This window comes from Polyangium jinanense (assembly GCF_028435365.1).
The window spans coordinates 15127-28566 of record NZ_JAGTJJ010000015.1; the positions used below are offsets into that span (position 1 = coordinate 15127).

A 13440-nucleotide genomic window follows, 5' to 3' on the forward strand; every position below is an offset into this window, starting at 1 on the left:
AGTGAGCGTGCAATAAAAGACGAGCGAATGCATTTCGCGCGGTATCCGGCGGCGCGGCCTCCCTGCCCCGCTTCCGCGCGCCCCCCACCTCCGCGCACACATCCACCTCCGCACACGCTCCGACACCACGCGTCAGGGGCGGTCGGTCGTTTTCGTGCCGCAGTTCGCCAAAAGATTGGCCTCCAAACGATCAACGGCGATGCTGGGGTGCTCGCTCTTTCCGCCCCGCCGTATCGGCGAGGCACATCGGAGGAACGTATGCAACCGTATCTTGCCGCATTCCCGACACGATCTGCCATCGATATGAAATCTGGCGTCGCCCGCATCCTCGGCGCCCTCGCGCTCGGTGGACTCCTCGGCGCGCTCCCGGCTTGTAGCTCGGGCCCGCCCGCCTCCGCGTCACCGCCCACCGCGCCCGCGCGCGCCTCCGCCCCCGTGGACCTCGACTCCATCGTCCGCGCCGTGCGCCTCGCTTATCGGGCCTCCGGCGACCACTTCGTGGGGGGCGGCCAGGCTTATGAGGTCGTGTATCACGCGGGCGCGTTCGACGTCACGCCCCGGCCCGACGATCGCAGCTCGGCGTCCGCAGCACGATTCCGCACGGTGGACATCACGCGTGGCGGGGCGCACCTCGATGGCGCGCCGAGCCCGCGCGTCGCCGCGGACGGCCACCTCTCCATCGCCCGGGGCGCGGTGGAGGAGCACCTGCGCAATGCGGAAGGCGGCGTCGAGCTCTCGTACTCCTTCGGCGAGCGGCCGACTGGCGCGGGGGATCTCGTCGTCCGGATCGAGGTCTCGGGCATGGCGCCCTCCGGCGAGACCTCCTCGGGCCACCATTTCGTGGATCCGGGGACGAACCTCGGCGTGAGGTTTGGCAAGGCCACCTGGATCGACGCGCGGGGAGTGAAGACCGACGTGCCCGCGCGGGTCGCGAGCGGATCCATCGAGCTCACCGTGCCTGCGGGCGCAATCGATGCGTCGGCGTATCCCGCGGTGCTCGACCCGATCATTTCGCCCGAGGTGGGAATGGATGCGCCGCTCGTCGTCCAGCCGGCCAGCCTGCAGGAGGAGCCGGCGATCGCGTATGGCGGCGGGCAATACCTCGTGGCCTGGCGGGATCGACGCTCGTACATCGACAACATCTATGCCACGCGCGTGCAGCCGGACGGCACGGCGCTCGACGCGTACGGCATCCATATCGCGGAGGGCATCACCCCGGCCGTGGCCTCCGACGGCCAGGACTTCCTGGTCACGTACAAATCCTCGAACAACATCTACGCCACGCGCGTGACCAGCGCCGGCCAGGTGGACGGGGGCGAAATCACGATCAGCGCGGGACTCCGATCGGAGTCGAACCCGGACGTCGCCTTCGACGGGACGAACTACGTGCTCGTCTGGGACGACACGCGCAACCACCCGAACAACGTCTTCACCGACGTATACCGCGCCCGCTTGACCCCGGCGGGCGTGCTGCTCGACCCGAACGGCGTGCTCACGGCCACCGAGGTCGTGAATTACTCGGCGGGCGGGCACAAGCCCGCCATCGCTTCGAATGGCCAGGGCTCGCTCATCGTCTGGCACGACGGCAGGGTCTTCGGCAAGCGCATCGATCCGCAGGGCAACCAGCTCGACACCACGCCCTTCCACGTGAGCCCAGAGCTCGTGGGCGATGACCGCGACGACGGCGCGGCGATCGCTTTCCTCGACGGGGCCTACATGGTGGTTTGGGGGCGCGGCGTCGGCTATCCCCAATCGGTGGTCGCAGCCCGCGTGGACCCGAATGGCACGGTGCTCGATCCCGCAGGGGTCGTCGTCACGCAGACGGCCGATCCGGATACGTATTTCACCGATGTCGACGTGGGCTCCGACGGGCAGGACGCGGTGGTGCTCTTCACGCGGGGCATTCACGAGCAGAGCTGGGGCACGTATCGCGTGCGCCTCGATTCGCAGGCCGCGGTGCTCGACGCGACGCCCGTGGCGCTCGCCCCGAACAGCCAGGGCCACGCGATCACCGTGGCCCCCGCGCCGTCGCTCGCGGTGTATTCGGACGACAGCACCTCGGACGAGGCCGCGCAGGATACGTTCCTGGCCGGCACGCGCCTCGCGCCGGGCGGCGCCGCCCTCGATACGCCGGGGATCTTGCTATCGAAAAGCGCCAATGCGCAATTCTCCCCCGCCGCCTCGTTCGACGGGACGAACTTCCTCGTGGTCTGGGCCGATCACCGCAGTTACGATGCGTCGAACGCCTTCCTGGACATCTGGGGCGCGCGCGTGAGCCCCGCCGGCGTCCTCCTCGACCCGAGCGGGATCCCGATCCGTGCCGGGGGGCGCTGGGATTTCGCCCCGCGGGTCGTCTTCGACGGGACGAACCACGTGATCGCCGCGTGGAGGACCGGCAGCCTGCCGCTCGAAGGCGATCCGGGCTATGACGCGGAGATCGTGCGGGTGAGCCCCGCGGGCACGGTGCTGGGCGTCACCGCCTTTCCGGGGGAGATCGGGACGTCAAGCAACGAGCCCATCGCGATCGCTTCGAACGGCGCGGAGACGCTCCTCGTGAACGACCATTTCGACGGCGTCCAGATCGCGCGCGTGAACACGGCGGGGACGCTCGCCGCGCCGCCGACGATGGCCGTCGAGATCTTCGATAACTGGTTCGGCCTCCAGACCGCGGTCTCGCACGGCGGCGCCGGCTACCTCCTGGCGTTCCGGGACAAGTCGAACGGCAATGACCTCATGGCATCGCGGCTCGACGCGATGGGTAATCTCCTCGATCCGAGCTTCCTGCAGATCTCGGATCCGAGCATCCTCGTCGGACGGCCGGCGATCGCGTCGAACGACACGATGCACCTCCTCGTCTGGCCCGAGCCGACCCTCCAGGGCCCCCCCGGCTCCACCCTGCGCGCGGCGCGCGTGGACGCGAATGGAATGGTACTGGATCCCGGCGGCTTCGAGCTCGCCGTCGTGCCGGGCCTGCCATACGACTCGCCCTGCGCGTCCTTCTTCGTGACCGATTATTACGGCCCCTGCCCTGCCGTCGCGTACGACGGCAAGAACTTCGTGGTCGTCTGGCGGTCACCGCCGTCGGACGCGTCGGCCGAGAACCCCGTGAATCTCGTCGGGGCGCGGGTGGCGACGGACGGCACCATCCTCGAGACGTTCCCGGTCTCGTCCGAGCCCACGGGGGAGGGCCCGCCCTCGCTCGTCTCGCGAGGGAATGGCAAGACGCTGGTCACGTACGCGCGGTTCGTCGGGGAAATGCCTTACGCGGCGAGCCGGGTGCAGGCGCGGCTCTTGCGGGTGCCGCAGGCACTGGGCGAGGCGTGCGACGTGAACGAGGACTGTGACTCGGGCGCATGCGACGCGGGCGTCTGCGTGACGCCGGGCTCCGGCGTCGGCGGGGCCGGCGGCGAAGGCGGCAGCGCGGGCGCAGGCGGGGTCGGCGGCAGCGGTGGAGCCGGCGGCGCGGGCGGCAATGGTGGCGCTGGCAGCAATGGTGGCGCGGGCGGCAATGGCGGCGCTGGCGGCAATGGTGGAGCCGGCGGCAATGGTGGCGCAGGCGGCGCGGGCGGCAGCGACGGTGGTGACCCCGGCTGCGGCTGCCACACGCCCGGCTCTTCCACCGAAAATGCCGGCTCCCTCGTGGTCCTCGCGATGGGCGCGCTGTTCGCCGCGGGCCGGCGCCGGAACCGCGCGAAGGGCTAATCCCGACTCCTTCACCTTTCCAGATGCGGCGAGCCCCACGCCTCGGGTAGGATCTCCCCCTCTACCCCGAGCCTGGAGCTTGCCGCATGCGTCGTCCCCTCACCCTCGCCGCCATCGCGATCCCCCTCGCCGCCGCCTTCTTCGCTGCCTGCGGCGGATCGGGCAATGAAACCACCCAGGGCGCCGGCGCCGCGAGCAGCAGCGGATCGGGCGGCACCGGCGGCGCGGGCAGCGGCGGCGAGGGCCTCGGCGGCGACATATTCGGCGACGGCGGCGTGGGCCAGCTCGTGTCGATCGACATCACGCCGAAGGACCTCGTGATCGAGGTCGTCAATGGGCAAATCCCGCCGCCCATCACCTACAAGGCGACCGGCATCACGAGCACGGGCAGCGTGGTCGACGTGATCGGTTCGTGGACGTACGATCGCGGCGACATCGGCAGCATCGTCCCGGCGAACGGCGCGTTCACCGCGAGCGGCCTGCTCGGCGGCACGGGCAACGTGACGTTCGAGGCCGACGGCGTGAAAGGCTCGACCACGGCCACCGTAAAACTCCGCTACCTCGACGATTCGCAGATGATCGATCCGAACGTCAAGGCCCAGTTCCCCACGGCCGTCGAGCCGGATCCGGCCCTCACGCTCCTGTATCCGTACGACAAGACGGTTTTCCCCCGCGGCCTGCTCGGGCCCACGATCCAGTGGAATGGCGGAAACGCGAGCGACATCTATCACATTCACGTCAAGAGCCCCGCCTTCGAATACGAGACCTGGCGCGCGGTGCCGCCGCCCTCGCGCTTCGATTTCCCCAAGCTGCCCGACGACATCTGGCGCAAGCTCACCGACTCCACGAGCGGCGACGTGCAGGTCGACATCGCGCGCTTCGACGGGACGAAGGCCTACCTCGCGAAGACGCAGAGCTGGAAGATCGCCCCGGCAAACCTCGCCGGCACCATTTATTACTGGGAGGTCAACACGGGCAGCGTCGTGCGCATCAAGCCGGGCGATCTCGGGCCCGAAGCGTTCCTCACGCCGCCTCCGGGCATCGGCTGCGTGGCCTGCCACAGCGTCTCGAAGGACGGCACGCGGCTCGTGGCCTCGTTCCACGGCGGCTACAGCCCCTGGGGCACGTTCGATACGGCCACGGGCACGTCGCTCTTCAACACGAATGCCTCGTCCGGCTTCCAGGCCATCTCGCCGAACGGCTCGCACGTGCTCTGGCGGCACTGGAACGACGCTGCCTTCAATTCGACGGGCTTCCTCTCGCTCAGCACGTACAACAGCGACGTCGAGCTCGCCCAGCTCAATCCGGGCGGCGGTTTCCCCTCGCACCCGGCCTGGTCGGGCGACGGGCAGAAGATCGCCTTCAGCATGCGCACGGATGGCAATGGGCTCGATTTCACCCAGTCGACACTCTGGGTGACGGACGTGAACCTCGCGGTCCCGTCCTTCTCGAATACGAAGCAGATCGTGACGAACGACGCCGGCAGGCCCACCGTCACGTTCCCGACCTTCAGCCCCGACTCGAAATGGATCGCGTTCGAGCGCTCGACGATGGCACGCTCGCGCGGCGCACTGGCCGAGATCTGGCTGACGAACACGGACGGCTCGGTGGTCATCCCGCTCGACAGCACGAACGGCGTGGGCCACATCGAGGCCGAGCAGACGACGGCGAACTACGAGCCGACGTTCAATCCGTTCTCGCTGGGGGGCTATTTCTGGCTCGTCATCGTGTCCGAGCGCAAGTACGGCAACACCCTCACCGACACGAACCCGAACACGCGGCGCAAGCAGCTCTGGGTGACGGCGATCGACGCGAACCCGGTGGCCGGCCAGGATCCGAGCCACCCGGCGTTCTGGCTGCCCGGCCAGGGCCTCGACAACCAGAACATGCGCGGCGAATGGGCGAAGTCGCCCTGCAAGCAGCTCGGCGAGGGCTGCAACGCCGGATTCGATTGCTGCGACGGCTTCTGCAAGCCCGACGCGCAGACCGGCGCGCTCGTTTGTTCCGACCAGGCGCAGGGCTGCTCGAAGCTCGGCGAGGCCTGCATGACGGTCGCGAATTGCTGCGACCCGGACGCGAAATGCATTGGCGGCTTCTGCGCGTCCGACGGGCCGAAGTGAAAGCGCGACCGAGCGAGCTCCCGGTTGCAGCCGGTCCCGCAAGGGAGTAATGTCGGGCAGGCGAGTGAAAACGGCCACCCTCCGACGTCGACGGTCCCCCCGAGGATCCCGCGCCTTGCGGATCCTGTTCGTGGTCGTCCGTCTGTTCGTGGCCCTCACCGCCTTCCAGATGACGGGGCTGCCACATTTCGCCGTGGACGCCGTGGCCGCCATCCAGGGCGTCGAGGCGAGCGACCACCGGGACGACGACTGCCCGAACGAGAAAGACGGGCGCGAGTGCCCGCCGGGCTGCCCCGACTGCCACTGCACGCACCCGATGGGCGCGCTTCCGCTGCTCCCGTCACCCTTCCTGCTCGAGCTCCCGAGCGGCGCGGAGATCGCACTCGCGCCGTACGAAGCGTTCGCGCCCCCAAGGCCCGACCCCGCGGCCGTCTACCGGCCTCCCAGACAGCCCCGCGCCTGATTCCGTGAACCCGTAAACGCGGAGGCGGAGGCGTGCGTTTGCCTTTCGAGGCGCGCCGCCTGCCCGCCCTCTCCCGGGAACCGTCGCGCGCGCCGTTTTGCGCGCGAGACGGAGGAGTTTGGCTCGTGAAACGGATACGCTTCATCGCGGTCGCCGCCGTGGCGGCCGCCCATTTGTGTCATGCCTTGGAAGCACACGCGGGGGCGCCTGTGTGTGCGACGACGATCAACCGCACCAACCTGATTCCGTGCGCGCTCGAAGGAAGCCTCACCGCGAAGGCGGAGCGCCAGGGCCTCGAAGCCGTGAAGGGCCGGCAAGAGGCCGCGAGTCCCGTCTTGCCCTCGAATCCCGTGCTGGCCTTGTCGGGCGCACGGCGGGAAGCCGCCGGCCAGGGGCCCGTCCTCAACTGGTACGCCACGATCTCGCAGGAGATCGAGATTGCAGGGCAACGCGGGGCGAGAAAACGCGCGGCCGATGCCGAGAGGGAAGCCCAGGAGAAGGCCGTCGCCGTGACGGATCGCGAGGTCGCCGCCGCGGCGTGGCGAGCTTATTTCGAGGCACTCGCGGCCCGCGAAGAGGTGCGCCTCTTTTCGCTCCTCGAATCCCTCACGACGAAGGTCGCGACGGCGACGCGCGCCGCGGCGGACAAGGGCCTCGTCTCCGGGATCGACGCGGACGTGGCCGAGATGGCGCATGCACGCGTCGTTCAGGATCGAATCGGCGCGGCGCGGCGCGTAGAGCAGGCCAAAGCGACGCTCCTCCACGCGATGGGCCACGATCCGCGCGGCGAGGTGGCCATCGAGGGCGAGCTCGTGCCTATCGCGGGGGTCGAGGCGTTCGCGGCGAAACAAGACGGGCACGCCATCGACGAGCGGCCCGAGGTCCAGGCCCTCGAAGCCTCGGGGCGCGCCCACGAGGCGCGGGCGTCGATGTACCGGCGCGCCCGGATCCCGAACCCGACGCTCTCGGTGTTCGCGCAGAACGACGGCTTCAACGAGCGCGTCTTCGGCGTGGGTTTGTCGATGCCGATCCCGCTGCCGCAGCCCGTGGGCCGCACCTACGCCGGCGAGATTGCCGAATCCGAGGCGCTGTCCCGGCGCGCTCAAACCGAAGCCGAGCGAACACGTCGCGCGCTCCGGCTCGACCTCGCGCATGCGCTCTCGGCGTACGCTGCCCTGCGCGCGCAAAACGAGCTCTACACCGCCGAGCGGCTGGGCCGCGCCGAGCAGAGCCTCCGCGCGATCGCGCAGGAGATCGAGGCCGGTCGCCTCGGGACCCGCGAGGCGATGACGTCGCAACAAGCCCTCCTGGAGATGCTGCGCGCGGGCTTCGAGACCCGGAAAAACCTCGCGCTCGGCTCCGTCGATCTCGCGCTGGCCTCCGGCTATCCGCTCGAACGAGGGACGCCATGAAAAAGGGACTTTTCTTCTTTCTTGGACTCTCGCTGCTGTTTGGCGCTTCGGGCTGCGAAAAACGCGCGGCGAACGAGGACCACGAAAAGCACGGGCACGCGAAGGAGGCGCCCACGGCGAAAGCAGGCGAGCACGACGAGCACGGCGAGCACGAGGAGCTCCCGCGACGCGTGACGTTGTCGCCCGCGGTGATCACGGACGCCCGCATTCGCACGGCGCCCGTCCGCACGGGAACGTTGGCGATCACGATCGCGCTGCCCGGCGCGATTGCCGCGGATCCGGATCGCTCGGCGCGCATTTCTTCGCCGGCGGAGGGAAAACTCGAGGAAGTGCATTTCAAGGAGGGCGCGACCGTCAAAAAAGGCGACGTCCTCGCGGTGGTGCGGGTCCCCGAGCTCGGCAAGGTGCGCGGCGCGCAAGCGGCGGCCCTGGCCAAGGCCAAAGCGGCGCGCGAGAACGCGGCGCGGTTGAAGGCGCTCCTGGACAAACGGCTCACCTCGGAGCAAGCGGTCCTCGACGCGGAAGCCGAGGCCCGCGCGCTCTCGGTCGAAGCCGCGGCGCTCGGCGAACAGCTTATGGCCATGGGCGCGGGAGCCCAACGAGGCGCACCGTTTTTGCTCACGCTTCGGGCGCCGATCGACGGCACGATCCTCACGCGCGACGCCGTCGTCGGCCAGCCGGTGACCGCCGAGCACGTCCTCGGGAGTATCGCGGATCTACGCGAAGTATGGTTTCTGGGCCGCGTCTTCGAAAAAGACCTCGGGCGGCTGCGCGTCGGGGCCGGGGCCGAGGTAGAGCTCAATGCCTACCCGACCACGCGTTTCTCGGGCTCACTCGAATACATCGGCCAGCAAATCGATCCCGTCGCGCGGACCGTGACGGCGCGAATCCATCTCCAGAACCGCGACGACATGCTGCGGATCGGACTCTTCGGCACGGCCTATGTCGCGACCGGGGGCGACCAGGCCCGCGAGCCGCGCCTGCTCGTGCCGCGATCGGCCGTCACCGAGATCGGCCAGAAAGCCGTGGTCTTCGTAAAACTCCCCGAGGAAGGGGCGTTCGAGATGCACGACGTCGTGCTCGGGGACTCCGCGCTCGGGACGGTCGAAGTGCTCTCCGGCCTCGGCGAAGGCGAAGAGGTCGTCGTCGAGGGCGTATTCACGCTGAAGAGCGCGGTCCTGAAGGGCACGATCGACGAGGAGGGGCACCATTGATGGCCTTCCTCTCTGCGATCGTCGCGTGGTCGCTCAAGAACCGCGCGGTCGTCGTCGCCGCCACGATCCTGTTTGCCTTGTTCGGCATTCGCTCCGCCACCCAATTGCCGATCGACGCCGTTCCCGACGTCACCAACGTGCAGGTGCAGGTGATCACGACGGCCCCCGCGCTCTCGCCGGTCGAGGTCGAGCAATACGTCTCGGTCCCGGTCGAGCGGGCCATGGCGGGCATCCCGAACACGACCGAGATCCGTTCGATCTCCAAGTATGGTTTGTCCGTGGTGACGGTCGTCTTCCGCGACGGCACGGACATCTACTTCGCGCGGCAGCTCGTGAACGAGCGCATGCGCGAGGCGCAGGAGGCCGTCCCCGCACAATACGGCATGCCCGAGATGGGGCCCATCAGCAGCGGCCTCGGCGAGATCTACCAGTTCGCCGTTCGTAACGACAAACTCACGTTGATGCAGCTCGAAGAGCTGCTCGACTGGCAGATCGCGCCCGCGCTCCGCACGGTGCCGGGGATCGTCGAGGTGAACAGCTTCGGCGGCGAGGACAAACAATACCAGATCGTCCTCGACCCGAAGCGGCTCCAGGCGGCCGGGATCTCGGTCGCGCAGGTGATCGAGGCGCTCGAAAAGTCGAACGCCAACGCGGGCGGCGGGTACATCGAGCACAACCGCGAGCAGTTCGTCATCGGCTCGGATGGGCTCGTGAAAAACCTCGATGATCTGCGCCGCGTCGTCATCGGCGCGACGTCGGACGGCGTGCCCGTCACGATGGACACCGTGGCCGACGTGCAATTCGGTCCGCGCCTGCGCAGGGGCGCGGCGTCAAAGAATGGCGAGGGCGAGGTGGTCGTCGGCGTCGCCATGATGCTGATGGGCGAGAACTCCCGCACGGTCACGCAGGCCGTCAAGCAGCGGCTCGCGGAGATCGGGCCGTCGCTCCCCGAGGGCACGCGGATCGAGCCATTCTACGACCGATCCGTGCTCGTGAATCGCACGATCCGGACCGTGGCGACGAACCTCGTCGAGGGCGCGCTCCTGGTCATCGGCATCCTGTTTTTCCTGCTCGGGGATCTCCGGGCGGGCCTCGTCGTGGCCCTGGTCATCCCCCTGTCGATGCTCTTCGCGATCACCGTCATGAACGCGGCGGGTTTGTCGGGGAATCTGATGAGCCTCGGCGCGATCGATCTCGGGCTCATCGTCGACGGAGCCGTGATCATCGTGGAGAACGCCGTCCGGCGTCTGGCGAATCGGCAATCGGAGCTCGGACGTGTGCTTTCCGTCGAGGAGCGGGTGGATACGGTCCGCGAGGCCACGCTCGAAGTGCGCTCGGCCAGCGTGTTCGGCGAGGCGATCATCGCCATCGTGTACCTGCCGATCCTGGCGCTCACGGGGATCGAGGGAAAGCTGTTCCATCCGATGGCGATCACCGTCCTCTGCGCCTTGCTCGGGGCATTTCTCCTCTCGCTCACGTTCGTGCCCGTGCTCGCGAGTTATTTCATTCGCCCTGCGAAGGTCGAGCACGAGACGTGGCTCTTGCGGAAAGCACACGCGCTCTACGTTCCGCTTTTGCGGCGCGCGATGCGGCGTCGATGGATCCCCTTGACGGCCGGCGTGCTCGCGCTTTCGGCGGCGGCCGCGGTGTTCACGCGGGTCGGCGCCGAGTTCGTGCCGCAGCTCGACGAGGGAGATCTCCTCGTGGAAGCGCGGCGTTTGCCCGGGATCGCGCTCAGCGAGTCGGTCTCGACGGATCTTCGGTTGCAGAAAGCCATCAAAGAGGTCCCGGAGGTCGAATATGTCGTGAGCCGAACCGGGGCGCCGGAACTCGCGACCGATCCGATGGGTGTCGAGCAATCCGACGTGTATGTGGGCCTCAAGCCACGCGGTACGTGGAGGCCTGGCATTGCCAAGGAGGACATCGCCAAGGAGATCGCGGAAGCCGTCGAGCACAAGGTGCCCGAGGTGGCGGGCGGCGTCTCGCAGCCCATTCAAATGCGCACGAACGAGCTCGTGGCGGGCGTGCGATCGGACGTGGCCGTCCTTTTGTACGGGCCGGACCTCGACAAACTCCGCGACCACGGAGACCGCGTCGCCGAGATCGTCCGCGCAATCCCGGGCGCGGAGGACGTGCGGGTGGAGCAGGTTGCAGGCCTCTCGTACCTGCGGGTCATTCCCGATCGCGGAAAACTCGCGCGGTATGGCCTGACGGTGGCCGACGTGAACCAGATCGTCGAGACGATGGCCGTCGGCCACTCGACGGGCGAAGTGATGGAGGGAGAGCGTCGCTTCGGAATCGTGGTGAAGACCGGTCACGGCTTCACGGGCGAGCTCGACGCGCTGCGCGCGCTGCCCCTGCGATCGGTCAGCGGGCAGATCGTGCCGCTCGGAGACGTCGCCGAGCTGAAATTCCTCACGGGGCCGGCGCAAGTGAGCCGCGAGAATCAATCGCGGCGCCTGACCGTGGAGTTCAACGTGCGAGGTCGAGACCTGCTCTCCGTCGTCGCGGAGGCGCAGGCAGCTGTGGAGCGAGGCGCGCGGCTGCCGACAGGTTATCGCGCCGTTTGGGGCGGACAGTTCGAGCATTACGAGGAGGCGAAGGCGCGGCTTTTGATCGTCGTGCCACTCGCGCTCGCGCTCATTCTGTTCCTGCTCTGGTTCGCGTTCCGCTCCACGCGGACCGCGTTGTTGATTTTCCTCGGCGTGCCGTTCGCCACCGTCGGCGGCATCTTCGCCCTGTGGCTCCGCGGGATCCCATTCTCGATCTCGGCCGGCGTGGGGTTCATCGCGCTGTTCGGCGTGGCCGTGCTGAACGGCCTCGTCCTCGTGTCATTCGCGCGGCACCTCGAGGAGAGAGGCGCGGGCCACGCGGAGGCCATCGAGAAAGCCGCGGAGATGCGCCTGCGTCCCGTGCTCATGACGGCCCTCGTCGCGTCACTCGGGTTCGTGCCGATGGCGATCTCGACGGCGCCCGGCAGCGAGGTGCAGCGGCCCCTCGCGACCGTGGTGATCGGCGGGCTCTTGACGGCGACGTTGCTCACGCTCCTCGTGCTGCCCGTCGTGTACGCGTGGCTCGGACGGGAGCGCGCGCGGCCCTGACCGACCCAGGCACGCTTCGCCCGCGCGGGAACCCGCGGAAAATCACCACGAACATGCTACGGTCGGGTCCCATGGCGCAACCCTTCGACGCGGAGCTCGAAGAGCTCGTCAGCAAGTTCTCCCGCGATTTGGCCGACCAGATCCGCGCGCTCATCCTCCGTCGACTGGGGATCGAGCGCGCGCCCCAGACGCGCCCCGCTCCCCGGGCAACGGCGGTGAGGTCCGCGCCGGCCTCGGCGCCCGCCGCGCCCGCCTCCTCCCGCACGAAGCGCGCGCCGAGCCGCGCCCCCGCCACGGTCCGCGCCCCCGTCTCCGAGCGCAGGCACGCATCCCGCCCGACGACCGAGGAGCGCGCCGCGGCCCTCGAGCGCATCGTCCGCATCGTGGGCAACGGCAACGGCCTCAGCGTCGGCGAGATCGAGCGGCAATCCGGCTTCACCCGCGGAGCCGTCGGCTCCGCGCTGAAGACGCTGAAGGATCAGGGACGCATCTTCATGGGCGGCACGAAGCGCTTCGCCCGCTACGCGACCACCCAGGCAGCCGCCGATCAGGCCAGCCTCGAAGCCCGACGCGGCGCCGCGGCTTGACCCCCGGATGACCTGGCTCGACGCCCTGCTCCTCGGCGCGCTCGAGGGCCTCACCGAGTTCCTGCCCGTCTCGTCGACCGGACACCTCATCCTGCTCGGCGCCCTCCTCGGCAAACACGACGAGGTCGCAAAGACACTGGACGTGGTGATCCAGCTCGGCGCCGTGGTCGCGGTCGTCGTGTATTACCGCGCCCGCCTCGCCGCGCTCGTCCGCGGCTGCCTGCGCAAAGACCCCGCGAGCCTGCGCCTGCTCGCGGCGCTCGCCGTGGCCTTCCTCCCGGCCGCGCTCGTGGGCTTTCTGCTGCACGGCTTCATCAAGGAGCGCCTCTTCGGCCCCGGGCCCGTGGGGCTCGCGCTCATCGTCGGCGGCATCGTGATGACCGGCGTCGACGCCTGGCGGCGCAGGAGAACCGCGGACGCGGGCGCGGACGACGACGCGGAGCTCGGCTCCATCACGCTCGGCCGCGCCGCGGTGATCGGCCTCTTTCAGTGCTTCGCGCTCTGGCCCGGGGCGTCGCGCTCCATGACCACGATTGTCGGCGGCCAGCTCGCCGGGCTCCGCACCAAGGCCGCGGCCGACTTCTCGTTCCTGCTCGCCATCCCCACGCTCGGCGCGGCGACCGTGTACGACCTCGCCAAGGGCGGCGCGGCGCTCCTCGCGTCCCCCTCCGGCCCGCTCTCGCTCGCCGTGGGCCTCGCCGCCTCGTTCGTCGTCGCGTGGCTCGTGATCGCTGCATTCCTGCGGTACCTCACGCGCTTCGGCCTCGCGCCGTTCGGCCTCTACCGCATCGTCCTCGGGGCGCTCGTCCTCTGGATCGCGCGGGCTTGAGCCGAACGAAAG

General features: G+C 69.1%; 8 protein-coding genes. All 8 read left to right on the plus strand.

Translation table 11 applies throughout. From position 1 onward, the window contains the following. Positions 1-303 precede the first annotated feature (303 nt). The 8 genes from KEG57_RS24205 (at position 304) to KEG57_RS24240 (ending at position 13428) form a co-directional block, all read left to right on the plus strand. On the plus strand, positions 304-3702 hold the full coding sequence (locus KEG57_RS24205; protein WP_272458826.1) for an MYXO-CTERM sorting domain-containing protein: 3399 nt from the start codon (positions 304-306) through the stop codon (positions 3700-3702). An 86-nt stretch (positions 3703-3788) separates the two neighbouring features. Further along, on the plus strand, positions 3789-5822 hold the full coding sequence (locus tag KEG57_RS24210; RefSeq protein WP_272428181.1) for a TolB-like translocation protein: 2034 nt from the start codon (positions 3789-3791) through the stop codon (positions 5820-5822). Between the two features lie 115 nt (positions 5823-5937). Then, positions 5938-6285 carry a hypothetical protein gene (locus KEG57_RS24215; protein WP_272428180.1) on the plus strand — a complete coding sequence of 116 codons (348 nt, stop codon included), beginning with the start codon at positions 5938-5940 and terminating at the stop codon, positions 6283-6285. A gap of 125 nt (positions 6286-6410) precedes the next feature. Beyond that, entirely contained in the window at positions 6411-7697 is a 1287-nt protein-coding gene (locus KEG57_RS24220) for a TolC family protein (RefSeq protein WP_272428179.1), read from the plus strand. Continuing rightward, positions 7694-8911 carry an efflux RND transporter periplasmic adaptor subunit gene (locus KEG57_RS24225; RefSeq protein ID WP_272428178.1) on the plus strand — a complete coding sequence of 406 codons (1218 nt, stop codon included), beginning with the start codon at positions 7694-7696 and terminating at the stop codon, positions 8909-8911. The genes KEG57_RS24220 and KEG57_RS24225 overlap by 4 nt, the downstream gene beginning before the upstream one ends. Continuing rightward, positions 8911-12012, plus strand: a complete 3102-nt coding sequence (locus KEG57_RS24230; RefSeq protein WP_272428177.1) for an efflux RND transporter permease subunit — start codon at positions 8911-8913, stop codon at positions 12010-12012. Before KEG57_RS24225 ends, KEG57_RS24230 begins: the two co-directional genes overlap by 1 nt. A 71-nt stretch (positions 12013-12083) precedes the next feature. Then, a complete protein-coding gene (locus KEG57_RS24235; protein WP_272428176.1) occupies positions 12084-12599 on the plus strand; it encodes a hypothetical protein in 516 nt (171 codons plus the stop codon). 7 nt (positions 12600-12606) lie between these two features. After that, on the plus strand, positions 12607-13428 hold the full coding sequence (locus KEG57_RS24240; RefSeq protein ID WP_272428175.1) for an undecaprenyl-diphosphate phosphatase: 822 nt from the start codon (positions 12607-12609) through the stop codon (positions 13426-13428). Positions 13429-13440: the final 12 nt, after the last annotated feature.